21 protein-coding genes and 3 pseudogenes are annotated in these 23,129 nt (G+C 70.4%); 12 read left to right on the top strand and 12 right to left on the bottom strand.

The features are described from left to right. The first annotated feature begins 537 nt into the window (after window positions 1-537). Both ACV7NM_RS33800 and tpg read left to right on the top strand, forming a co-directional pair. On the top strand, window positions 538-1,482 hold the full coding sequence (locus ACV7NM_RS33800) for a competence protein CoiA family protein (RefSeq protein ID WP_463414226.1): 945 nt from the start codon (window positions 538-540) through the stop codon (window positions 1,480-1,482). Beyond that, complete coding sequence (gene tpg / locus ACV7NM_RS33805; RefSeq protein WP_463414227.1) at window positions 1,364-1,906, top strand: telomere-protecting terminal protein Tpg; 543 nt, start codon at window positions 1,364-1,366, stop codon at window positions 1,904-1,906. The genes ACV7NM_RS33800 and tpg overlap by 119 nt, the downstream gene beginning before the upstream one ends. A 133-nt stretch (window positions 1,907-2,039) precedes the next feature. On the opposite strand, the gene ACV7NM_RS33810 is transcribed toward tpg, so the two are convergent. Then, window positions 2,040-3,461: a hypothetical protein gene (locus tag ACV7NM_RS33810; protein WP_463414228.1), complete on the bottom strand. Its 1,422-nt coding sequence runs from the start codon at window positions 3,459-3,461 to the stop codon at window positions 2,040-2,042. Window positions 3,462-3,790: 329 nt separating this feature from the next. Between ACV7NM_RS33810 and ACV7NM_RS33815 the strand changes: the two genes are divergently transcribed. Together ACV7NM_RS33815 and ACV7NM_RS33820 are read left to right on the top strand one after the other, a co-directional pair. After that, the gene (locus ACV7NM_RS33815; RefSeq protein WP_463414229.1) at window positions 3,791-4,345 is read left to right on the top strand and encodes a hypothetical protein; all 555 of its coding nucleotides are present in this window, start codon (window positions 3,791-3,793) and stop codon (window positions 4,343-4,345) included. Window positions 4,346-4,393: 48 nt separating this feature from the next. After that, the gene (locus tag ACV7NM_RS33820) at window positions 4,394-4,588 is read left to right on the top strand and encodes a hypothetical protein (protein WP_463414230.1); all 195 of its coding nucleotides are present in this window, start codon (window positions 4,394-4,396) and stop codon (window positions 4,586-4,588) included. A gap of 251 nt (window positions 4,589-4,839) precedes the next feature. On the opposite strand, the gene ACV7NM_RS33825 is transcribed toward ACV7NM_RS33820, so the two are convergent. Next, on the bottom strand, window positions 4,840-5,409 hold the full coding sequence (locus ACV7NM_RS33825; RefSeq protein ID WP_463414231.1) for a DUF4232 domain-containing protein: 570 nt from the start codon (window positions 5,407-5,409) through the stop codon (window positions 4,840-4,842). A gap of 796 nt (window positions 5,410-6,205) precedes the next feature. On the opposite strand from ACV7NM_RS33825, the gene ACV7NM_RS33830 reads away from it, so the two are divergent. Beyond that, window positions 6,206-6,955 carry a hypothetical protein gene (locus ACV7NM_RS33830; RefSeq protein ID WP_463414232.1) on the top strand — a complete coding sequence of 250 codons (750 nt, stop codon included), beginning with the start codon at window positions 6,206-6,208 and terminating at the stop codon, window positions 6,953-6,955. Window positions 6,956-7,261: 306 nt separating this feature from the next. On the opposite strand, the gene ACV7NM_RS33835 is transcribed toward ACV7NM_RS33830, so the two are convergent. Together ACV7NM_RS33835 and ACV7NM_RS33840 are read right to left on the bottom strand one after the other, a co-directional pair. Then, complete coding sequence (locus ACV7NM_RS33835) at window positions 7,262-8,398, bottom strand: hypothetical protein (protein WP_463414233.1); 1,137 nt, start codon at window positions 8,396-8,398, stop codon at window positions 7,262-7,264. 515 nt (window positions 8,399-8,913) lie between these two features. Then, a complete protein-coding gene (locus ACV7NM_RS33840; protein ID WP_463414234.1) occupies window positions 8,914-9,441 on the bottom strand; it encodes a hypothetical protein in 528 nt (175 codons plus the stop codon). 230 nt (window positions 9,442-9,671) lie between these two features. Between ACV7NM_RS33840 and ACV7NM_RS33845 the strand changes: the two genes are divergently transcribed. Both ACV7NM_RS33845 and ACV7NM_RS33850 read left to right on the top strand, forming a co-directional pair. Next, on the top strand, window positions 9,672-11,366 hold the full coding sequence (locus tag ACV7NM_RS33845) for a hypothetical protein (protein WP_463414235.1): 1,695 nt from the start codon (window positions 9,672-9,674) through the stop codon (window positions 11,364-11,366). Between the two features lie 248 nt (window positions 11,367-11,614). Beyond that, the gene (locus ACV7NM_RS33850; protein ID WP_463414236.1) at window positions 11,615-11,812 is read left to right on the top strand and encodes a hypothetical protein; all 198 of its coding nucleotides are present in this window, start codon (window positions 11,615-11,617) and stop codon (window positions 11,810-11,812) included. A 36-nt stretch (window positions 11,813-11,848) separates the two neighbouring features. Here ACV7NM_RS33850 and ACV7NM_RS33855 read toward each other — a convergent pair whose 3' ends face one another. Beyond that, entirely contained in the window at window positions 11,849-12,763 is a 915-nt protein-coding gene (locus ACV7NM_RS33855; protein WP_463414237.1) for an IS982 family transposase, read from the bottom strand. A 127-nt stretch (window positions 12,764-12,890) separates the two neighbouring features. Here ACV7NM_RS33855 and ACV7NM_RS33860 point away from each other — a divergent pair, with 127 nt between their 5' ends. Continuing rightward, entirely contained in the window at window positions 12,891-13,313 is a 423-nt protein-coding gene (locus ACV7NM_RS33860) for a pentapeptide repeat-containing protein (protein ID WP_398798750.1), read from the top strand. 68 nt (window positions 13,314-13,381) lie between these two features. Here ACV7NM_RS33860 and ACV7NM_RS33865 read toward each other — a convergent pair whose 3' ends face one another. Next, window positions 13,382-14,047, bottom strand: coding sequence for a GntR family transcriptional regulator (locus ACV7NM_RS33865; RefSeq protein ID WP_463414238.1), 666 nt, complete (start codon window positions 14,045-14,047; stop codon window positions 13,382-13,384). 166 nt (window positions 14,048-14,213) lie between these two features. Here ACV7NM_RS33865 and ACV7NM_RS33870 point away from each other — a divergent pair, with 166 nt between their 5' ends. The 3 genes and pseudogenes from ACV7NM_RS33870 to ACV7NM_RS33880 all read left to right on the top strand — a co-directional run. Continuing rightward, window positions 14,214-16,982: a WD40 repeat domain-containing protein gene (locus tag ACV7NM_RS33870; protein ID WP_463414239.1), complete on the top strand. Its 2,769-nt coding sequence runs from the start codon at window positions 14,214-14,216 to the stop codon at window positions 16,980-16,982. A 138-nt stretch (window positions 16,983-17,120) separates the two neighbouring features. After that, a pseudogene (locus tag ACV7NM_RS33875) lies at window positions 17,121-17,946 on the top strand (IS5 family transposase). 100 nt (window positions 17,947-18,046) lie between these two features. Continuing rightward, a pseudogene (locus tag ACV7NM_RS33880) lies at window positions 18,047-18,331 on the top strand (PRC-barrel domain containing protein); the annotation flags it as partial. Between the two features lie 206 nt (window positions 18,332-18,537). Here ACV7NM_RS33880 and ACV7NM_RS33885 read toward each other — a convergent pair. Both ACV7NM_RS33885 and ACV7NM_RS33890 read right to left on the bottom strand, forming a co-directional pair. Continuing rightward, window positions 18,538-19,449 carry a quinone oxidoreductase family protein gene (locus ACV7NM_RS33885; protein WP_463414240.1) on the bottom strand — a complete coding sequence of 304 codons (912 nt, stop codon included), beginning with the start codon at window positions 19,447-19,449 and terminating at the stop codon, window positions 18,538-18,540. Window positions 19,450-19,492: 43 nt separating this feature from the next. Next, window positions 19,493-19,822 carry an antibiotic biosynthesis monooxygenase family protein gene (locus ACV7NM_RS33890; RefSeq protein WP_463414241.1) on the bottom strand — a complete coding sequence of 110 codons (330 nt, stop codon included), beginning with the start codon at window positions 19,820-19,822 and terminating at the stop codon, window positions 19,493-19,495. 99 nt (window positions 19,823-19,921) lie between these two features. Between ACV7NM_RS33890 and ACV7NM_RS33895 the strand changes: the two genes are divergently transcribed. Further along, window positions 19,922-20,515, top strand: coding sequence for a TetR/AcrR family transcriptional regulator (locus ACV7NM_RS33895; RefSeq protein ID WP_463414242.1), 594 nt, complete (start codon window positions 19,922-19,924; stop codon window positions 20,513-20,515). Between the two features lie 235 nt (window positions 20,516-20,750). Here ACV7NM_RS33895 and ACV7NM_RS33900 read toward each other — a convergent pair whose 3' ends face one another. The 4 genes and pseudogenes from ACV7NM_RS33900 to ACV7NM_RS33915 form a co-directional block, all read right to left on the bottom strand. After that, entirely contained in the window at window positions 20,751-21,065 is a 315-nt protein-coding gene (locus ACV7NM_RS33900; protein ID WP_463414243.1) for an antibiotic biosynthesis monooxygenase family protein, read from the bottom strand. A gap of 431 nt (window positions 21,066-21,496) precedes the next feature. Continuing rightward, a complete protein-coding gene (locus tag ACV7NM_RS33905; protein WP_463414244.1) occupies window positions 21,497-21,790 on the bottom strand; it encodes a YkvA family protein in 294 nt (97 codons plus the stop codon). A 151-nt stretch (window positions 21,791-21,941) separates the two neighbouring features. Next, entirely contained in the window at window positions 21,942-22,673 is a 732-nt protein-coding gene (locus ACV7NM_RS33910) for a substrate-binding domain-containing protein (protein WP_463414478.1), read from the bottom strand. A gap of 39 nt (window positions 22,674-22,712) precedes the next feature. After that, a pseudogene (locus ACV7NM_RS33915) lies at window positions 22,713-22,834 on the bottom strand (helix-turn-helix domain-containing protein); the annotation flags it as partial. Between the last annotated feature and the right edge of the window lie 295 nt (window positions 22,835-23,129).

The raw sequence follows: 23,129 nt of genomic DNA on the forward strand, positions 1-23,129 counted from the left end.
CTTCGGCGACGCGTACTTCCCCCTCGGAGAGCACGGTGTACCCGTCGGCCTCCAGCCAGATCCCGGCGTCCGCGACGGCCAGGCGGTGCAGCAGCCCGGCTTCGATCCGTCCGCCCCAGCAGGCGTAGGCGGCCTGGTGGAGTGTCAGCGCGCTGTACCGAGTGGCCAGCCGGAGCAGCTACTCGTCCTCCTTTGCGCGCTGCCACCCATCGCCGCGGGCCTCGCCCGTCCCGTGCGTACGCCGCCGGCCCTCCGTCTGCTCTCGACAGGCCCCCATCGTCCCCATCTCCACTGCCTGTCCCTCTCCTCTCCCTGTAGTTGGCGCGCGGCCGCGTACATCGCCACGCCGCGAAAGGGAGCCTGACCTGCGAAGCGAGCACCGGCGACAACCGATGTTGTCCGCCGCCGGGCGGAGGACCTAGTGGAGGAGCGCGCGGCGGACAGGGGCCGGTGCGGCACGTCTTGTGGGGCGGAGTGTTTCCCCGGCCTCCGGCGACGGCAGCAACCTCGGGGGAAGCCGAAGGGAAGGGGTGGAGCGTGCAGGACGACTTACTGGTTGTCGGGTTCGACCTGGAGACACGGCGAGAGGTGCACATCGCCGAGGGGCCGCCGGAGCGCTGGAAGCGCCTCGGGTACGGCGGCACGGGTCAACTGGTCTGCTTCTACTGCTTCCACGGTTTCGAGGCCCCAGCAGGCACCCGAGTGCCGCTGGTGACGCGGGGGAGGCTGGGCGGGAAGGTCCGCCGGCACTTCGCGCACCCGCCCGGGCAGGCGCCGGCCGGGGGCCACGGCCCGGAGACGGTCTGGCACATCACGACCAAGCACCTCCTGGCGGCCTGGGCCCAGTCCAGGCCCGGGGTCGACCGGGTGCGGCTGGAGCAGTGGACGGAGGATCACGACCGGCGGGCCGACGTCGAGGTGCTGCTGCGGGACGGCACGAAGATCGCGCTGGAGGCGCAGCGCAGGCTCATGACCGACGACGGGTGGCGGGGCCGCCATCGGGACTACGCCCGCCAAGGCGTCGTCGACGTGTGGTTCTGGCGGCCGCGGGTGCACTTCTCGCACGTGGTGCTCGACGAGGGCTTGCCGGTGTGGTTCTACTCCGTCTCGAAGCGGGAGGCGGCGACGTCGCTGGGGCGGCCGCACGCGCGCGCACATCAGTGGTGGCAGGCAACGGACCTGTCGGTGTTCGGGCTGCACCATCCGCCGTGTGCGCTGGACGAACTGGAGCGGGTGACGATGCCGCTCGCCGCGCTGGGGCTGGGACCGGACGGTGCCGACATGGTGGAGCTCCGCCGACAGGCGCGCGCCCGCCAGTGGATGGAGGCGGCGGAAGCGCGCGGCCCGGACCCGCGCCAAGATCATGGAGGGCTTCGCCGGTGCGGCGCGGGCCCTGTTCACCCGGCCCGCGCCGAAATCCGCGCGAGCCCAGATGAAATTCCGTTGCACGCGGGAGAAGGGCTCCACCAAGACCCTGGCTGAGCGTCTGAGCGTCTCCCGCAAGACGGTGCAGCGCTACCTCTCGGGTGTCTCCACCAAGCCCAACAAGCGCCTGAAGGAGGCGCTGGTGCAGGAGACCGAGTCGGAGTGGCAACCGCAGGTCAGGGCACAGGCCAGGCAGCGCGCGGCGTCCTCGGGCGGGCTGGTCATCTCCTGCCGGGCGTACTTCGGCCTCGGTCCGGAGGGCACCTCGGACGCGGGCCGGGTACGGGACATCACGGTCGCCGTCACCCCCTCCCACGCGGCCGCCATCCTCGCCGCGCAGGAGGACGGTGCGACGGAGAGCGATCTGCATGACGCGGTCGCGGAGGCCATCGCGGACGCCTATTTCCGTCAAGGCGGCGGTGGCCGTGCGGGCCTGGAGGTGAAATTCGCGGACGTGGAGTGGCTCAACATCCGGTTTTAGCAGCACGGAATTCACGACTGCGATAAACCTGTCTGTGTGAGCCAAAGCACCATAGTTGTCACCAAGGCAGGCGTGCTGTCACCAGGGCCACGGACGGCGAGTGCTGAGCAGAGTTCTGGACCGCGGTACAGCCTCAGCTGTCCACGCCGGCTTCCCACTTGCGTCGGCGCAATACGTAGTCGCTGAAGAGGTGCCGGCTCCGGTCGAGCAGTTCACCCACCTCCGCGTCGCCGCGCCGCCCGTCTGGCGACGGATGCCAGCGCTGCACTGATTGGGCGGCCCAGGTGCGCAGCTTGATATCCGGGTCCTCGAGCAGACCGACCGCCGCCCGTAGCGCCACGGTGCCGCCATACATGTCGAGCAGCCTGAATGCGCCGACGCGGACGTGCCGCGGCCGCTCGGAGCTGGTGCGATCCAACAGCCAGTTGGCGGGCAGTTCCTTGGCCGAGGGCAGCAGGGCGGCGGCGGTCTCGCGGACGACTCCGGCGGCAGGGTCGTCGAGGAGCGGCCGCAACTGGTCCGCATCCACGCAGTCCAATGCGCGCAGCCCTGCCACCGCTCGCGCCCGCACCCCGGCCGCTTGGTGCGTGAGCAGCGGTCGCAGCAGCCCGGCGTCCGCGCGGTTCCCGCACTCGGCCAGCCCGATGACCGCGCCGGGCAGCAGCTCGGGGTTGTCCGGCGCCGTGCACCGCTCTCGGTACCAGGCCGCCGGGTCGCCTCCCTGCTGTCGTACGACATACCGGGCGCAAGCGCGCACGAGCGCGGAACGGTCGCTGAGAAACGGCTCCGCCTGCTCTGACCGCCCCGCCCGTCTCAGCGCGGTGACGCCGACCGAACGGGTACGCGGGTTGCGTGCGGACAGCAGTGGAGGCAGCACACCCTCGTAGGCATCCTCATCCCCCAGAGCCGTGAGCGCCGCTGTGGCACACAGGTCCTGGACCACGGTGTCCTGATCCCGGGCGGCCGCGCGGGCCAGCTCAGCGGGACGGAGCAGTCGGCCCTCGATTGCCAGCCGGTACGCGAACCGCCGGACGGTGTGGTCGGGGTCGGCGAAGAGAACAGCGAGCTGTCCGTGAGATGCCTGGCGCAGGAGCTGGCCGAGCGCATCGACGCCGAAGGCACCTCTGTCGCGGCAGCCGACGCGGAGGATGAGTGGCGCGAGGTCGAGGGCGGAGTCCACGTTCAGGGCCTCGCGCAGCAGCTGCCGGGCGTGCTCGCGCACGGGGTCGACCCAGTCGGCGCAGCGGATCACGACCAACGGCAGCAGACCGGGGTACCGGACCGACTGACGCAGCGCCTCCTGACGGATCCGTCCGTCGCGGTGGCAGAGGGCGAGTGCGAGCCGAGACTCGCCGAGCTGAGTCAGGTCGGCGGGCAGTGGGGCGGAGTGTTCCCACCTCGGCAGGAACTGCAGGCGGTGCCAGGCCATCTCACGCACTCCTGCGTCCAGCGCGAGCCAGTCAGCGGGGTCGGCGACATCAAGCGTGCTTTGAAGCGGCGCGCCTCCCGCGAGCCGCGTCGCTGCCGCTGTCCTGTCCTCGATGTCCTCAAGCATTCCCGCCCCTCCAGCAGTCGTGCCAGGTGATCGTAGGGGGCGGGGTTCGCGTAGGGCGCGCGAAATATGGCCCGTGATCGCCGAGGGCCGCCGCCCGGCACCCTGCCCACCAGAAGCAGAACGCGGTGACATCGCCCCTGCTTCGCTTGCCGCTGGTGACAGGTAGCGCGCCGCATCGGTGACAACCACCATGCTTTGCCCTACTGAAGCCGCAGGCCAGCGGATGCCGATGGTGACAACTATCGTGCTTCGGCACACTGTGGCCGCCGCGTCCGATGCGCGGCGGCCGGATATCCCGTTCCTTTCTCCGTGACGATTGAGAGGCCCGTGTGAGCACCCCTGCGCCCCGCTCCCGCCGCCGTCCCCGCATTCCCGTGCTTGGCGCGGCCGCGCCCCGCCAGCCGGTCGACCGGGCGAAGGTCGGCCGCACCTCGGTCCGCCTGCGCGCCACCGGCATGACCGCCACCGAGGCCGCGGCCGCGCTTGAGGAAGCCCGGATGCAGCAGCACATCGACCGTGACCGCGAGGACCTGGCCGACGACGAACGCGGCCCCGCCGAAGTCGGCGAGTGGGAGCGCATCGCGCAGCTGCTCGCCACCACCGGCGGGACGTACGACCCGAAGGCCGACGCCGTCGTCCAGGACGAGCTCGCCGCCGACCGGCGAGCAGCGGAAGCCGAGCAGCAGCGCCTCCAGGAGCAGCAGCAGCTCGCCGCTCGCGCCGACGAACTCGCCGCGCTCGCCCGAGCCGGCCGACTCGACCGGACCGTGGAGACCCGGCCGGGAGACGAGGCCGCCCGCGACCTCCTGGTCCACCGAGGCGACTACCACCCCGTGGTCGACGGCTGGCTGGCGCAGGCCCTCGCCGACCGCTCTGGCCACTAAGCCGACCCGGCCGCGCGTACAGCCGCCGTCGGCTCGCTGCCCGACCGGGTGCGGGCCCACGCCGCCCTGCTCGCCGCGCTCGCCCGCACCGGCGCCCCGGCCGCCGACGGCGAGCTGGAGTTCGCCGCCCGTCTCGCTCAGGCCGACCCGGCCGCCACCAACGCGCTCGCCGCCTGGCTCGACCGCGTCCTCGCGCCCACCGAACTGGCGGAAGCGGGCGCAGGCGAGGACGGCGCGCAGTGAGCGCCGACGGCCCCGTGGTGGCCACGTGGGTGCAGGCAACGGTGTCCCGTGCCACTGGATCTTGACCGTTTGCCATCGGACTTTGACGGACGCGAGTTTGTGTCATCGGAGTTTGATCACCGCAGGTCAGCGACTCAGCGCACCGAAGGTGCATTGAGTCGCTGACCTGCACTTATGTGCAGTTCCTCGTAAACGTGTAGGTCAGAGTCTTGCGATCGTCATGCAGGCTGCTCGATTTGTGGGGACGGGGGTCAGGAAGGCTTGACCGCCGAGACCGGGGTGACGGTCACCTTGTTGTCGCACTCGGCCCACCACCAGTCGTTCAGGGCGACCTGATGGTTCCCGGAGTGCGGCAGCCCGATGACCATCGTCGGATACGCCGCCGGGGTCTTGCCCGACACGCAGTAACCGCCGGCCTCCCCCTGGACCTGGACGAAGGTCAGCTTCACCCACGCCTTGCCGTGCGGCCGGACCGTCACGGTGGCCGCCCTGCCGGTGGGGGTGACCTTGAGCGGGGTGTTGTGGGCGGGGGAGCCGTTGCCAGCGCCCGCGACCGTCGGATGGCCCTTCAGGACGCACGTCTTCCGGGAGACGTTGGTGAACTGCACGACCGCCGCCCCGATCCCGGTCCCGACGGGCGGGTGGGCGGCCTGCCAGGCGCTGACCTGGAGGGCGGAGGCCGGGCAGGCGGGCGGCGGAGTGGAGGTGGTGGTGCTCGCCGCCATGGCGGTGCCGGGCAGGATGCCCGTCACCGCAATGGCGACGGCCGTGACCGCCGTCGTCGCCAGAGCCGCCCTGCGAATGCCATTGCTGTGACGCATGCTGTCGTCCCCCTGAGTCGTCTCGTCCGCGGGTTTCGGTCGTCGGTTTTGCCCCGCGGTACGCGTGGTCGTGGTACGTGAGTGCAGATGGGGCGGGAGAGCGGCAAGGTTCCGTGCGGCAATACTTGTGACGGAACGCCCTGAACGTGGACTCCGCCCTCGACCTCGCGCCACTCATCCTCCGCGTCGGCTGCCGCGACAGAGGTGCCTTCGGCGTCGATGCGCTCGGCCAGCTCCTGCGCCAGCCCACCGGGCGGAGGCTTCACCCCTCCAATTTCCCACCGCTGCGCTCGTCCGGGAAGCCAATGGGTGTCGGCTCAGCCACCATGATCAATCTCAGCGTTAACCGCTGTCCGCCTACTACTCGCGGCCGAGGGGACAAGTACAGTAGCTGACCTGCGGCGGTCCATCATCGCTGTCACGAACTGCGTTCGGTCCACCTTCGATGGCAAGCGGTCCAGGTTCGCTGTCACAGGTCACAGTGCCGCGAACCGCACGTCTGGCCGCCGCTCCGGAACTGATCACCCTGTCACGCTCACCCAGCGTCACATCAGAGGTGTCACGCCGCCTGTCACGCCCGCCGCCACCGCGTGACAGCAACTGCCCGAATATCCGGATTTGATCGCCTTTCGAGCGCAGAAACGGTTGTCCTCTGCCATCGGATCTTGCTCGTTTGCCATCGAAGCGTGATGACTACCGGTTTCGGGACATCGAACCTTAACCGTGCAGGTCAGGAGCTTTCCCTGTACGAGGGCCGGAGGCGCGGCGGATAGGACTGACCTGCTTGGATTCCGGCATGACGGATTGGGCGCAACTCAGCCATGCCTACGGCTCGGCGGAAGACATACCGGTGCTGCTGGATCAGATCGCTTCGGAGCCGAGCCCCGAGCGTTGGAACGATCTGTGGTCGGCGCTCTGCCATCAAGGCAGTGTCTACTCGGCCAGCTTCGCGGCCTTGCCATGGCTGGCCGACGTAGCCGGCCGCAATGACCGGGAGCAGGCGGTCAGCGCCTTGAACCTGGCGGGTGCGATCTTGGCGGGCTCTGACCAGCCGCACGGGGCCGGCGACGTCCGCGCCCAACACGCTGCGGAGGTCGAGACCCTGCTGGTAGTGGTGAACGAACACCTCCGGACATCGTCCGATCGGAACGAGTACGCCTATCTCCTGGAATCCATGCTGAGCTTCGAAGGCGTCGTGAGCTGGGGCGAAGACCTCGCCTGGGGCCTCGTGAACGAGGAGTACGAGGTCTCCTGTCCTGGCTGCCAAGCCAACCTGTTCATCGTCATCGGCGAGCGCGGATTCTTCTCCACGAGCGGTGACTACGCGCTATCGGAGGACGACGTTGAGACGACGCCCCTGCGTCCCGCCAGCCCCGCAGCCATGGATGGCATCGGCCGCCGGCTCCACGACATCGCCCTCGCCGACGGGCACCAAGACGTCTCCAGCGCGATGACCTACGTCTTCGGCGACGCGACGTGCCCGGACTGCGAAACCGGCTTCTCCGTAGCGGATCAGGTCAGTGCCGATTGGTCCGCCACACACTGAGCAGGTCCAGCGAAACGCAGGCTTCTTCGTCGAACCGGGCGCTGGTGCCTCAGGTCGCTCGGTTCTGACGGGAGAGAGCTGTCGCCGGGAGCTCACCGAGTTTCCGTGCTCGGTAGGCGGCCTGTCGGCAGGCGTGCGAGCACCACCGTCGGGCTGCTGAGGCCGGCTGCATGGGGGTGCGACAGAAGCCGCATGTCGGGCCTGTGGGGACACTGTGGCCGGCGAGGGGTCGGGCGGGGTTCTGCTGGCGCTTGAGGTAGTCCTGGTCTCGGCATCGCTGGCAGTAGTCGGCCGGGCCGCGGCGGCTCATGGGGATGCGGTGGATGATCTCGCCGCACTTCGTGCAGAGTTTCGCCGGGGAGGCGGTCGGGGCCGGTGGCTCGGGGGGCCGCTCGACTCCTTGGCGGTGCGCCATCCGGCGGCAGCGTGGGGAACACCAGGACGGCGTGCTCCGGCGGAAGAGGCGGGCTCGCCCAGGACCGATGCGAGGCGACATGTGGGGAGGTTGGGGCTCGTTTTCGAGCTGGAGTCGTCCGGCCGTGTCGGGGGCAGGACGATGACGCCCGCCTGAAGGTCGGCGAGGCGGTCACGGTCCGCGTCGGTCACCCAGAACCGATCGACCTTGGTCCCCCTGAGGTACTCGACGGGAACGATCGTTCCGGCTGCCGTCCGGCGCACGAGGTCGTCGAACAGCACGTCCCGCGGCTTGGGAGTGACGTGCGGCTTGCCGCACCGGCGGACCCCGTCCGGGCACGGGTAGACCGCCCGCAGGTCGCAGACCCAGAAGTCCAGGGCGCGGTAGCCGGAGATGACACGAAGGTCGCCGATCTTCGCGATGACGTGGGCGGGCAGGTTGTTGCTCCTGGTCCACTGTGTATCGCTACGGCGTGCGTAGTCCGCCCGGTCGGTGTGCCACGCCGGGGTGATACCCCGCTTCGCCGCTTTCGCAGCCCGGGACTTCACACTGCCGGGCCCGTCGACGCCGGCGGACGACAGCTGGACCTCCCACCCGATACGCCTCCCACCCTCGCCCTCGATCAGGGTGTCGGTCTGGATGAAACTGCTGCGCCCGACCGGTGTGCGAACCTCGCAGTCACCGTGGAAGCCCCCTTCCGCAGCCGCCCGCAGAATCCGTTCCTGATACGCCTTGTGCTCGTCGCTCATTGGCGCCTTGTGCCGCTCCTCGTCCTCCCTGCGCTCATGGACGGCTTCGCGGCGGCCGTTGGCCTGTTGTCGCAAGTACATCCACGCGACCACGCCGGCGTCCTTGCAGACACCGCCGCACTGGAGCCCCCGCTCGGAGACCGGGACATTGCGCTGGGCCGCCATCCGGTCCGCCTTGTAGAGGAAGTTCCACAGGTCATCGAAGTTCTCGTGCCCGAGGTCTTCCTGCTTGAGATCGAGAAGCAACCGGTACGTGGTGTGCCAGACGATGTTGGCCACGGCGTGCCCTCCCCCTTGACGGCAATCCCTGCCTTCACGGTAGAGGGCACCTCTGACAATTCGACAGGGGTCGTTCACGCTCAGCGACGAAGCCGGGAAGCTGGTAGCCGAGTCCACGTTCGGCTGCTGGGTGAACCTGCTCGACAAGGGCGGCACCCGCGTCGACGGCCCGTACCGGCAGAACGTCGACTACGACTCCACCCTGTGGCGCAAGGCCCTCCACAAAGCGTTCCCGAACAGCGGAGGCAAGCGGACCACCGTGTTCACCACCGCCAGCCACGTCCGCTCACTGCGCAACCGCGCCGCCCACCACGAACCGCTGATCAGCGGCGTTCCCCTGCCCGGGCAGACCGACCGCCGTGGCCACGGCCGCCGGCTAACCCTCCCCACCGCACACGCCGAGGTGCTGCGCCTGGTCGAGTACATCGACAAGGACGTGGCCGCGTGGCTCGGACAGAACAGCCGCGTCCCACAGCTGCTGTCCACACGGCCGGCGACGCGCTCCTGGGCGGACCTCAGATGCCGGGCCATCGCTCCTGGGGGTCGATCCACTCCCGCCGGGCGTAGGCGCGGACCGCGTCCCGCTCGGCGTCCGTGCAGCCGTCCTCCAGGGCCGCAGGGATGTCACCGGTGGTGCTGGTCCCGTACAGCTGGTCGTGGCGCACAAGCTGATCGGCAACGTCGGAGGCGTCGGTGCGCAGTTCCACGTCTGGCGGCACCGGGTTGCGGGAGTCCTCCTGATAGGGGCGCATCAGGTAGCTGCCATGGCCGTGGCACAGGGCGAGCGCGTCCAGCACGACCGCACTCTCCAGCAGGTCGTCTCGGCACTCCATGGCCAGGCTCCTGACCTGGGAGTCGATGAGGTCTTGGCGGCGGGCGGTGTGCGCGGCCGCCAGGTGCTGGCGGTCCATGACCTGCGAGTACAGCAGTGCTGGGACAAGTCGGCCGATGCGGACCAGGTGCTTGCCGTACGCGGCCTGAGCCGCCCGGCTGGTCGCCCAGCCGGGCCACGGCTCATCGGGGGAGGCTCGGTGTGCGCTCATGAGCTGGGACGCTACCGACCTGCCTCCGGCCGTGGGGCCGGATCGAGTCATCCCGCCCTGCTCCCGGCGGAGCCGTCGCACGCCCTGAAGAGGTGTCCCCAAGGCAGGGCGAGTTCCCCGGCCATAGGGCCGCTTGCCGCGTACGGTGGGCCCGGCTCTCGCGCCCTATCCGTCGTAGCGGGAGTGGGCACGGGCGGCTGTCGGGTTATGGCGTGGGAGGAAGAAGCGGGATGACGCAGGCCACGGCGAGCGAGTTGGACGAGCGGGTGCTGGGACGCAGGTGGACGGTGCGTCTGGACGCTGCCGGCCGTGGCAGTGCGGCAGTTCGCGTCTCGTGCAGCCGTCCCTCCTGTGCCGATCAGCGTCTGCCGTCCGCAGCCGCCGGACGTGCGGCCGCGATCGACCACCTCAAGGCCCACCTGCGGGCGGCCTGCGGGCCCCGGGCCGACACGTACTGCGCGTGCAGGACCGACAACTGCCGCACGCACATCCGTCTCGACGAACGGCAAGAGCGCGCCCAGCCCTGGCGGTGCGGCGGCGCGGTCGTTTTGGCCGTGGTCACCGACCGGGAAGGGCGCTGGTGGCAAGCCCTGGAGTGCTGTTCACGCTGCGCGGCCGCCGCGCCCGGCGCGAAGGTCGTCACCCCCGCCCCGGTCTCCGCGCCGGCCGCCACCCCGGCGGTCGACACTCCCGCCCTCGCCGACCGGCCAGCGACCGCTCCCGCGCCAGGCCCGCCTTTCTCCGATGGTCCGTCGCCGGTGACCGGCCCAGGGGAGGTGCCGGCGCCCCGCTCCGCGCCGGTACGGCGCCGCCACCCTTACGGCAAGATCGCGCAGCGGACCATCCCGCACGACCTGCGGCCCATCGTGCTGCGCGACGAACTCGTCGAACTTGGGGACCTGTTCCGCGCCCAGCAGCAGCGCACCGAACCCGACCTGGCCTTGCTCGCCGACCTCCAGGAACGCAAGGCACGCGCCTTCACCACATGGGCGGACGTCACCGGCGACACCGCCCTGCGACGGGAGGCCCGGCGCGCCGAGCAGGCCGCTGCCACCGCCCGCCTCCAGCATCAGCAGCGCACCGGCCGCAGCCCGAACAGCGATGCACCGTCGGTAAGCCGGCTGTTGACCGTGCCAACACAGTGGGAGCATGCGCGCTCTGTCCTCGCGCACGTGGCCGACCACACCCCGCTGCCCGGCCCGGAAGCACGGCTGCTGGTGCTGATGTTGACCCTGCGCACCGCGCACACCGGCACCGGCAACCTCGTCGGCCAGGACCTCACCGCGCTCGGCCTGACCGATCCGCAGGACCTGGTCGAGAAGCTGACCGGCTGCGGCTGGCTGTCCCTCCCCGGCACCGCCGCCGACCTGCTCGCCTCCCGGCCGGAGAACCCGACCCCGATCACCGTCTCCTCCCTGGCGCCCGGCGAGGACGAAATGGGCCCGTTCACGTTCGGCAAGAAAATGCGGCCCAAGCTCTCCGGCTGGGCCCAGAAGGTCATCTCGGACAAAAAGCTCCGCAAGGCCAAAGCCACCGCCGGCACCCGGCTGCTCGCCCTGACGCTGGCCACGCAAACCGGCGCCTCGGGATTCCTCGGTGCCGGCGGCCACGGCATCGGCCGCAGCGCCCTCGCGGCCTGGGTTCCCGTCGGTTCGGGTGAACTGGAGCACTTGGTCGACGAACTGACCGCGGCGGACTGGCTCACCGACGCCGCCCTCACCGACACCCACCTCACCGGGCAACTGACCGAACGCGTCCTCCCCCTCGCCTGCCCTCTGCCCCTGCCGGAACCGGCAGCCGGCACCCGGCAGCCGGCACCCGGTAGCCGGCGGCCCCGAGCAGGGCAGACCAGCGGGGCATCGCCCCGTAACCCCTCCGAACCCGCACCCGAGCCTCCCGACCTACCGATGATCACGCCACCGTAGTGACGCACACAGCACCTCCCAGGCCCTCCGGACACTCCGCCCGACACCGGCCTGCGCAGTACCCTCCCACCCCCGTCACAGATATAAGTCCGGCTACTCACCAGCCGCGAAAGGTGCTCTGAGCAGGCAAAACGCGAGATCCTCGGGAAGGGGCCTTCCCCCTAGGCTCCCCCCACGCTTCCCCTCAGGTTTCCCCCCTCACGGTCCCCCAGTGACCGGGCCGGACCGGGCGCCGGGAGACTGGGCGCATGATCGAGCGCCGCCCACTGGGCACCGGCCCCCGCCCCGCCACAACCACCACCGAGCCCCACGGTCCGCGCCGAGTCCGACTCGCCGCCGAGGGCACCGACACGCCCCCGGCCGCCCAGGCCGCCACCGAGGAGCACCACCAGGCCGTGCCCGGCCGGCGGACCCTCGGCCCCGGCTCCGCCCCCGCCTGCAACTGACCCACCGCACTGTCTAGATGATCGATTCCAAGGGGTTTAGTGGTCGTAGGCGGTCAGTGCGCGCATGGTCGGCTGGCCGGTGTGGTCGTTGTGCCAGATGGCGGCGGTGAGCGCGAGGATGCGCTGCAGGATGCGGACGGCCACACCGCCCGGGGTGCGGCCGCGGTGCCGTTCGAGGTCGAGCTGGCCCTTGAAGGTCTCGTTGATCGACTCGATGACCTGCCTCAGCGGCTTGAACAGCTGTGATCCGGCCCGCTCGGCCTCGCCCTTGCGGGCAGGCCGCAGCAGCCGGATGTCCAGCTCGGCGAGCTGCTGCTCGAACTCGCGGCCGAAGTAGTTCTTGTCGCCGATCAGAGTCTGGCCGGGATGCTCCTCGGCGAGCTGCGGCTCGACGGCGAGCAGGTCCAGCAGGGTCTCGCGTTCGTCGGCCTTGGCTCCGGTCAGGGCGAAGGCGACGGGAAGGCCGTGCAGGGTGCACACCAGGTGCAGCCGCAGCCCCCAGAAGAACCTGCTGTGGCTGGCGCAGTAACCGTACTGGGCCCATCCGGCCAGGTCGGAGCGTTTGACGGTCTCGCGGGACCGGCCGCACTCGACCGGCGTGGAGTCCAGCACCCAAACATCGTCGGTCCACAGCGTGGTGTCGACCGCCAGTGTGCGGGTGACGCGACGGATGAGCTCGGCGGCCTTGCGCAGCCGCTTGTTGTAGCCGGGCTGCTGCGGCAGGTAGGGAAACAGGTGCCGTAGGTGGGCGCGGGCGTGCCGTAGCCAACGGGCCTCGGAGGTGAAGCCCAGCATCGCCTGCATCATCGACAAGCTCACCAGCTCCGCGTCGCTCAACTGCGGCGCGATGCCCACCGTCGGCCGCCACGGGGCCAGCTGCGGCAAATCCTTCAACAGATCGTCGGTCTTCACATAGAGTGCGGTCGCGAGGGAGTCCAACTCAGTCTTCACACACCGATGTTGGACTCCCTCGCCTGGCCCGCGCGCCGCTTCCGCAGATCCTTCTGGACTGGCCGGTGCCGCCGGAGCCCGCAATTGCGGGCGACAGTCGTCTGCCAGGGCTGCCACGATGTCTGTCATGGACAGGGTGGTGACGGCGAAGGAAGGCCTCGCGTCCCGCCGTCGGTATGCGGCTCTCCGTCGGGAGTCCTTCGACGGTGGTGATCTCGTATCGGTGCGTTTGCAGCAGCTGTCGTTCACGCGGTGCTCGTTTCGCGGGGCTGATCTGCGTCAAGCCACCCTGGACGGCTGCCGTTTCAAGCTGTGCGACTTTCGCGGGGCCAATCTGAGCGGCGCGTCCCTGCGAGGGGTTTCCCTGACGGGCTGCGATCTGACCGGCGCCGACTTCCGGGCAGTGGATCTGACGGACGCGCGAATCGGTCGGGTCCTCACCGGCGCCCCGCCTCATGGGTTGACCAACGCCACCGGCATCAAGCTGGACAACGCCGTCCTTCGTGACATCCAGCTCGACCAGGTCATCGGCTGGCCCGTCACCAGGTAGTCGGCCGATGTCCGAGGCGCATGGACCCGCCTCGGACATCGGCCGACCTCTCCCTTGGAATCGATCATCTAGTCGACGGGGCGTCCGGCGTCCTGGAACGTGCGGAGCAACTGGCGTTCCGCGTCGGCGAGGTAGACCGACAGCAGCAGCTCCGCCTGCCTGGCGTCCCTGGACTCCAGGGCTGCCAGCAGCTCCCGGTTGCGGGCGAGGAAGGGCATGTGGAAGCGCTGCGGATCGTCCATGGCGTGGAAGGCCAGGCGCAGTTCGGCGTGGACGCGCAGCATGAACTCCTCCAGTCGAGGTGATCCGGCCAGCCCGACGATCCCGTGGTGGAAGTGCAGGTCGGCGGTGGCCACCTCGGCCCAGCGCAGCTCGGCTGCCGCTCGCTCGCCCTCCTCCACGGAGGCCCGGATCCCCTCGATCACCCGGTCGGGGGCGCCGGCCAGCTCCCGCACCGCCGCCCCCTCCACGAGTCGGCGCAGCCGGTACAGCTCCACCACGTCGTCGGCGTCCAGGACGCGGACGAAGACGCCGCGGTTCAACTGGTGCACCAGCAGCCGTTCATGGGTCAGCAGCCGGAACGCCTCACGCAGGGTGTTCCGGGACACCCCCAGCGACGCTGCCACAGCCTCCTCGGACAGCTGTGTGCCGGGCCGCATATGACCCTCCGTCACTTGCTGGCGCAGTGCGGCCGCCACCCGCTCGGCGGTGCCACTGGGAACGGTCGCGCTCATCCGGCCTCATCGTTGAACAAAAACTCGCTGGTCCAGCCTGTCCGTAGAACGGTAGCAGCAACTGTGCTGTCAGGAAGAGGAATCCCTCTTGAGGGATTGTTGAACAATCCATACCTTGTGAGTGAGCGGCCCCGCCTGGCGGGGCCCGTACAGGACGGGGACGGACATGGGGGACAGACGAGCGCTGACGGCTGCGGCAGCGGTCGGAGGAGCATACGGGTTATGGGCGGCCGCGCTCCTGATCGCGGGTGCCTCCTTCGACGGTGGCGTGCCGTGGCTGGGCCCGACGAGCGAGATGGTGCTGCTGCTCTCCTGCTGGCTTCCGTGCATCTGCCGCTTCCTGGCCTTCCGCTGGATTCTGGCCATGCTGTGCCTCCTGGGCCTGCTGCTCCTGCAGGGCTCCGCACTGGCCCAGCAGGCGCTGCACCAGCGCGGGCGCACCGAGCACGTCCGGGTGCTGCAGATCCAGAGGTCCACGGACGGCATGAGCGGCGGCAGCACCGACAGCTGCACCGTCGCCGTCCTCGACGGTCCGCCGCTGGCTCCGGTACAGGGCGGCGGACTGATCAGCTGGCACTGGACCGTCGGAAGCACCCACGCCCTGACGGTGGACCCGCAGGGGCTGGCCTCAGCCACCCCGGGAGGCGTCCCCGGCGCACCGGTGGTCCAGCGGCTCCTGCAGATTCCGTTGGGGGCGGGCCTGGTCTGCGCACTGTGGCGGCCCTCGTCCGTCCTCCTGCGCCGCAGGCGCAAGGCTGGGGCCGACCTGCCCGAAGACCTGTCCTTCCTGGTGAACGCCGACCCAAAGGCGGCACTGGAACTGCTGGCGACCGTCCCGGGCGCCGCGGGAAGGTCGGCGGAGGCCGTCTACCGGGCATCGGCCCATCTGCATCGGCAGGCAGCTGCGGGGGAGCGTCGGCAGCTCCTGGCGCTGGACGCCGCCCGCTTCGGGGACCCGGTCCTGTCGGCGCGGATCGCAGCAGTGCCGCTGGACGACGGTGCCGACCCGGCATGGAGGGTCGACTGGGCCACCGGCAGCAGGGTGGACCACAGGTTCCGGCAGGCCCTGACCGGCCACACCGACCGGGTGTGCGGGGTGGCCACGGGAGAGGTGGACGGTCGCCCGGTCGCTGTCACCTGCAGTAGCGACGACCGCACGGTGCGACGCTGGGACCTGGCTTCCGGCCTCCCGCTCGGCGAACCGCTCGAACACTCCGGCGGCCAGGTCCGTGCAGTGGCGACCGGAACGGCACAGGGCCGCCAGGTCGTCGTCGGCGGCAGCAAGGACGGCACCGTGCGCGTGTGGGACCTGTCCACCGGCCGGCTCCTCGGACCTCCCCTCACCGGCCACACCGACGGCGTCACAGCGGTGGCCACCGTCCTGCTGGACGGACACCCGTTCGCCGTCACCGGCAGCCGGGACGGCACGCTGCGGCGGTGGGACCTGACCACCCTCCAGCCCGTCGGCGAACCCTTGACCGGCCACGACGGACCAGTGGAGTCACTGGCGACGGAGGTCGTGGACGGCCGCCAGGTCGCCGTCACCGGCGACGGTGACGGCACGCTACGGATATGGCACCTGGCCACCGGCCACCAGGAGGGTGCGCCGCTCACCGGCCACACCGCAGGGGTGTGGGCCCTCGCGGCCACGGTCGTCGACGGCCGTCCGGTCGCCGTCAGCGGCAGCCGGGACGAGACCGTGTGCATGTGGGACCTGCGGACCGGACGGCCCTTCGGCGCTCCCCTCACCGGCATCGACGGAGGGGTGAACGTGCTGGCGACGGCGTCGGTCCAGGGCCGCCCGGTCGCGGTCGGCGGAGGCCGGGAGGGGATGGTCCTGGTGTGGGACCTCTCTTCCGGTCTCCCCGTGGGCGGACTCCTGGCCGGCCACGTCAACGGCGTGTGGGCGGTGGCGACCGGGGTGGTGGACGGCCGTCCGATCGCCGTCACCGGCGGCAACGAGGACGGCGAGGCGCGGGTGTGGGACCTGGCGTCCGTCCGCCCGGCCGGTGACCCGCTCCCCGGCCACTCCGGGGAGGTGCGCGCCGTGGCGAGCGCGGTTCTTCACGACCGTCCGGTCGCCGTCACCGGCAGCGCGGACGGGACGGTGCGGCTGTGGGACCTGTCCGCCGGCAGGCCCGCCGCAGAACCCGTCATCAGCCACTCCCAGCAGGTGGATTCCATGGCCACGGCACTGGCGGACGGCCGCTCCGTCGTCCTCACCAGCAGCTGGGAGGGGGTGCTGCGGGTATGGGACCCCTCCACGGGCCGCTCCGTCGGCGAGCCCGGCTTCGACCACCCCGCTCCGGTGCGGGCCGTGGCGACCGCAGTGCTGGACGACCGCCCCGTCGTCGTCACCGGAGACTGGGACGGGTCCGTGCGGGTCTGGGACCTGGCCACCGCCCGCCTGCTCGCGCAATCCCGCACCAGCCACGCGGGCCCGGCGAGCTCGGTGACGACCGCGCTGGTGGACGGCCGCCCGGTCGCGGTCAGCGGCGGCTGGGACGGGACGGTCCGGGCCTGGGACCTGGCCACCGCCCACCCGCTCGGGGAACCCCTCACCGGCCCGGCGAACGCGACTGCGGTGGTGGTGGCGACCGCCGTCGTCGACGGCCGTCCACTGGTGGTCGGCGGCAGCCGGGACTCGACGGTACGGGTCTGGGACCTGGCCACCGGCGATCAGCTCGGCACCCCCCTTGCCGGCCACACCGACGAGGTACGGGCGCTGGCGACGGGGGAGGTGAACCGCCGTCAGGTCGCGGTCAGCGGCAGCCAGGATGGGACGGTGCGGCTGTGGGACCTGTCCTCGGGCCGTCCCGCCGGTCCACGGCTGGTGTTCCCCGGACCGGTCCGCGCGCTGGCGGTCTCCCCGGACGGCCGGCTGGTGGTGGGCTTCGGTTGGGAGGTCGCCGTGCTCTCCCCGCCCCGACCCTGACGACGGCCTGCGAGGGCAGAAGGTGACTACGGATGAGCGCTGGTGCTGATCGCGATGGTAGCGATGCCAGCCCCCGTCCACGACCTTCGGCACTAGGGTCTGTTGCGAAAGTGGATCTTGGTCGGTGATGATCATGGTGTGGTGCGTGGAGATCTGACAGATGCACAGTGGGCGAGACTGGAGCCGCTGTTGCCGGTCGGCGGCAAGCCGGGGCGGCCGCGGGTATGGAGCCGGCGGCAGTTGATAGACGGCATACGGTGGCGAACCCGGGCCGGCACTCCGTGGCGGGACGTCCCGGAACGGTACGGGCCGTGGGACCGGGTCTACGACCTGTTCCGCCGGTGGCAGCGCGACGGCATATTCGAGCGGCTCCAGACCGATGCCGACGCGAAAGGTCTGATCACCTGGGACCTCAGCGTCGACTCCACCGTCTGCCGCGCGCATCAGCACGCGGCAGGCGCCCGTAAAAAGGGGACCTCCAGAAGGAGCCTCCCGGCGGCCTCGTCACCGAGCCCGACGACCACGGTCTCGGACGCTCCCGCGGCGGTCTGACCACGAAAATCCACCTTGCCACCGAGCAGGGACAAAAGCCCATGTCCCTGCTGGTCACGGCCGGCCACCGGCACGACAGCCCGTCCTGGAGAAGGTCCGTGTCGCCCGGCCCGGCCCTGGCAGGCCTCGCACCAGACCCGCCCGAGTCCGTGCAGACAAAGCGTACGGATCCCGGGCCAACCGCTCCTACCTGCGTAAACGCCGGATCGGGTGCACGATCCCCGAGAAGGCCGACCAGATCCGCAACCGCAAGAAACTCGGCTCCCGCGGCGGCCGGCCCCCGGCATTCGACAAAGACGACTACAAACAACGCCACGCCGTCGAGTGCGGCATCAACCGCCTCAAGCGCCACCGGGCCGTCGCCACCAGGTACGACAAACTCGCCGTCCGCTACGAAGCCACCGTGTGCTGATCGCAGCCATCAACGAATGGCTCTGACCAGCACTTTCGCAACAGACCCTAGATCGCCACAAAGCAAAAAACCCGCACGGAGGGCCGCTTGACCTCCCTGCAAGGTCGAGGCCGTCGACGGTTCCATCGGCAAGGTCTACAAGCACTCCGAGGACGTCGGCCCCGCGAACATCGTCGTCGACACCGGCCCGTGGATCTTCGGCAAGGAGGTCCTCCTCCCCGCGGGCACCATGAGCGGTGTCGATGCGGACGAGCGGACGATCCGCGTGGACCGGCTCCAGGAGCAGATCAAGAACGCTCCCGAGTTCGACAAGGAGAAGCACCTCGGCAACGAGGACCACCACCGGCAGGTCGGCGGCTACTACGACGGACCACACCGCCTCTGAACCGGACGACACCCCTACGGGCCGGGGCGGCAACCACACGGTTGCCGCCCCGGCCCGACTCCATACCCGAACCGGCCATCACACGCCGGTGCGAAGCCGGTGCGCCGGCCGCCACAGCGGCGGGGAATCGAAGGGGCTGCGAGCAAACCGTAGAGCCCGCACATGGCGGTGAGACGGCTTCCCGGCTTGGACGTGGAGGCGTCCTGTCAGGGCAGCAGGATGATCTTCCCCTTGTTGCGGCGGTGGTCGATGTCGTCCTGGGCGCGGGCGGCTTCCTCTAGGGGGTAGGTCCGCCAGACCTCCACGATCAGCCTGCCGGAGGCGGCCAGGGCGGCCAGCTCCGGGAGGGCTTCGGGGGCGCGGTCGGCGGGGTCCATGCCGGTCAGGCGCACGCCGTGCTGGGCGGCGTTCATGTCGGCGATCGTGATCACGCGGTCGGGGCCGCCGGCCAGGTCGATGGAGTCGGGCAGGACGCCGGCGCCGGAGGTGTCGAATACCGCGTCCACGCCTTGGGGGGTTGCGGCGCGGACGCGTTCGGGCCAGCCCGGTCCGTAGGGGACGGCGGTAGCGCCCAGGGCGGTCACGCGTTCGAGGTCGTCGGGGCCGGCGGTGGCGACGACGGTGATGCCGTGCGCGGTGGCCAGCTGGACGGCGATCGCGCCGACGCTGCCGGCGGCGCCGTGGATGAGCAGGGTCTGCCCGGTGGTGAGGCTCAGGTGTTTGAGGGCGCGGAAGGCCGTCTCACCGACGGTGGGCAGCGCGGCCGCGATCTCCCAGGACAGGTCGGCGGGCTTGGCCACCGGGGCGGGCATCAGCGCGTACTGGGCGTAGGAGCCGGCCGGCGTCACACCGAACACCTCGTCGCCGACGACGAAGTCGGTGACGGCTTCGCCCGTGGCGTCGATGACTCCTGCCGCGTCCAGGCCGGGGACGATCGGGAACTCGGCGGGGAAGACGCCGGCGAGGTCGCCGCGGCGGATCTTATTGTCCAGCGGGTTGATGCCCGCGGCCTTGACCTTGATCCGCACCTCGTGGGGCGCGGGCTCGCGGAGGTCGGTCTCGGTGAGGGTGAGGACTTCCGGGCCGCCGAAACGGTCGTAACTGATGGTGAACGGCATGAGCGGGTCTGCTTTCGTGCGAGGGGGGTGGGGCCGGCCGGGGTCAGGCGGATGCGGTCATCTGGAAGGCGATCTCGTAGGGCCGGCCGTCGTGGGGGAAGTCGGTGATCGCGCCGCGCTGGTTCATCACCGCGTTGTCCGCCCCGAACTTCTCGAAAGCCTCGCGGCCGGCCCACTGGGCGTAGTTGACGACGCGGGTGCCGTCCGTGCTGACGTGGACGGTGGAGGAGAGGAATCCGGGCTGGTGGCGCACGACGTTCTCGACGAACGTGCGGATCGCCTCGACCAGTTCCTCCCGTCGGGTGGGGTCGGGGGTGAAGGTGACGATGACGGTGAAGGCGTCGGCGTGCGGATCGATGGTGACGGCGGCCATGTCGTGCCTCTTCAATGGGTTGTCGGGGAGTACACCCCCGAAGAACAAACAAACAACTTGGATGATTCCAGTGAAGCATACGAGTCGTATGATTGCCCTGTGACGCCTGCCGCCTTCGCCAAACCCGACCCGTCCAACCCCCGGGTGCAACGCACCCGCGCCCGGATCCTGACGGTCGCCCGGGAACTCCTCGCCGCGGTCGGCCCCACCGCGCTGACCTACTCGCTGTTGGCCGAGCGCGCCGAGGTGACCCGCCAGACGCTGTACCGGCACTGGCCCACCCGTGAGGCGCTGCTGGTGGACGTGATGCTGGAATCAGGCGACGCGGACAGCTATCCGGCACCCGGAACAGACGCGCGGAAGGTGCTCACCGCCTACCTGCACAGCCTGCGCCACGGCCTGGACGACAGCGCCACCGGCAGCGCGCTGATGGCCCTCGCGTCCGAGGCCGACCGCGACCCCGAGGCCGCCCACGCGCTCGCCCGGATCAGCGAAGACCGCCACCAGGCGCTCAACGACCTCCTGGCCCCCTCCGGCGTGCGGATGACGGCCGAGGAGTTCACGCTGCTCATCGGGCCGGTCATGTTCCGCCGCTTCCTCGACCGCGGGCCGCTCACCGACGCCTACATCGACACCGTCGTCACCCACTGGCTGGCGACCACACCGGCGAAGGACACCCCACCAGGCCGGTAGCGCGGAGGCCACCGACGCAGCCGCGCCGCGCCCACACAGCCGGTCGAGTCGACGCCCGGGGATCCCGGCCAGATGGCCACGGTGGGGATCACCAGGACGCCGTCCTGTATGCGGCCGAAGAAACCGGCGCCCGCCAAGCCCCGGCTCGCGTCCGTCAAAGGCGACGCAGCCGACGCGAAGGGCCGCAGCCGCCCCTTCGATGAGTCGTCCGGACACAGGCGGCCGATCGCGCTACCTATTCCTCGTCACCGAGCTGGTACAGCGTGCACACCTCGATGCGGATCGAGCTCTCGTCCATGGCAGCCAGGTAGTCACGGGTCACCTCGCCCGCCTCACGAAACGCCGCCTGGGAACGCTCGGAGTCCTCCCTGGTGAGCCAATCCACCGAGATCGCCCACTCCCCCTCGTCCGAGACCATCGTGCGACGGCTGCCCGGCACATAACCGGGCTGGGTCGGCTGGAACTCCCGATCCATCCGGAAGGCCGCCCTCAAGAAGTCCTTGGTGTCGACGCCGTCCTTCAACCGGAACCGCACGATCTCCGTGTACAACACATCTCCTTCTTCACACAGCACCCCGGACCCGCCCGCCATCACGGCTCCCCACCATGTGTACGGCCCGGACCCGGCCCCCGCGACCGGCACTGGGCCGGTCGGCCGCCCACGGCCCTCGCACCGACGCCTTCCTACCGACAGACGTTCCCCGGCCCCGACGGCAGCGCACCGTGTACTTCCCGCGGGTGTGGACGCCCGGGACCGGGTGGGGCTGGAGATCCTCCGCAACCCTGGCCGAGTCCCTGGCCCACGGCGAGGCGACCGATCACGCATGACGTGAAGGCGGGGAGGGTGCACGGATCTTCGTGCACCCTCCCCGCCTTCGTCGCTGCTCCCGCCTTCAGTACTGCACGGTGTCGTCCACGATCGGCACCGCATTCGGATCGCCCGAGGTGGCCGATGCTTGGCGCCCACCTCAGCGCCCGCGCTCACGAGGGGGCGGTGTCCTTCGGTGCGGGCAGCCGGGCCGCCGCCGCGTGGAGCGAGCGCAGGGCCAGCAGCAGGACGCCGATGTCGTCCAGGTACACCGGATCCGGGATCAGATCCACCGGCGAGAGCGTGTAGAGCACGGCGACCCAGAACAGGGCCTTGTCGCGCAGCGGGATTCCCGCGTCGAGCAGCAGGCGCCGCGCCTTGAAGACCCGTACGAGCAGTACGGCCGCGTAGAACGCGAGGCCGGCCGCGACGAGCGCGGCCAGCGTGAGCCAGACCTTTCCGTCCATTGCCGCCGTATACCCGGATCAGGCGCCGGCGTATCGGGGCCGCCTCGCCACCCGGCCGCCGAGGCGTGGGCCACGCGAAGTCACCGGCTTCATCGCGGACGCCGCTGCCCCGCCCCGGTCCTGGGGGCACCGAGCCTGGACCGCGCGGGGCTCAGGACCACATCTGGGCGCTGCGCAGGAGTTGGCTGTGGACCTGTGAGAGGCGGTAGTCGGCAAGGGTTCCGGACCGGACCACCAGGTAGAGGGTGTTGATGGGTGGGAGCTCCGGTTCCAGAAGGGTGGCCAGGGCTTCCGAGGCGAGGGCGGCGGAGCACAGGCAGCGGGGCAGGACGGAGATGCCCGCCGAGGAGATGACGGCGGACATGACGGCGCGCAGGTCCGGGACGACCACGCTGGGCGCGGTCGTCGGCGTGGCGTGGAAGACGTCCTTCCAGTACTGGCGGATCAGTGGCAGCGTTTCGGCGTACGCGATGAGCGGTGCTTTGGCCACGAGGTCGACGTCGGCGTCCGTGACCCCGAGGGGGAACAGCTCCTGCGCCATCGCGGGCGAGGCGAGGATGAGTTCCTCGTCGGCGAGGGGGGTGGCTTCCAGTCCGCGTCTGCGGGGCCGGATCGTGGAGACGACCAGGTCGAGGAAGCCGTCGGAGAGGTGGTCGAGGAGTTCGTAGCTGACGCCGACGGATGTCTTGATGTCCATTCCGCCCGCGGCCAGGCGGGAGAAGGCGGGCATGAGCCGTGCGGCGGCCAGTTCCGGTGTCGCCCCGATCCGTAAGGGACGGTTTTCTTCCCCGTCGCCGAAGTGGCGGCCGATGGCAATGCTCAGGTTCTTAAGGGAGTCCTGTACGTCTTTGGCGAGGACGGTCGCACTGGGTGTGGGTACCACTCCGCGCGGAGTGCGTTCGAAGAGCGGAAGTCCGAATTCCAGTTCGAGTCCACGGACCTGTTGGGTAACGGTGGGCTGGGTGTTCCCAACTGGCGGGCCGCCTCGGTGAACGACCCGGTGTGATAGACGGCCATGAACGTTTGAAGCCACAGCAGTTGCATAGAGGGCCGCTCCCCCGTCGGCCCTGCGCATGGCGCGCCCTGCGGCGTGTTCCATGCTCTCTTACGAACAACCCGGCGTTCACGACGGTCGTTCCGTCACGCGGGACGGAATTCCTCACCGCCCAGGGTCCGCGCCGTGCGCAGCACGCTGCGCTGGATCTTCCCGGAGGCGGTCACCGGCAGTGCTTCGGCGAATTCGATGTGCCGACCACGCCGCCGACGAGGGCGACTTTGAGGTTCCGACGTCTTACGTACCCGATGAGCAAACCCCACTACCACGCCGCCGCCGCGATCG

Source organism: Streptomyces sp. Tek67B01 (assembly GCF_055231995.1).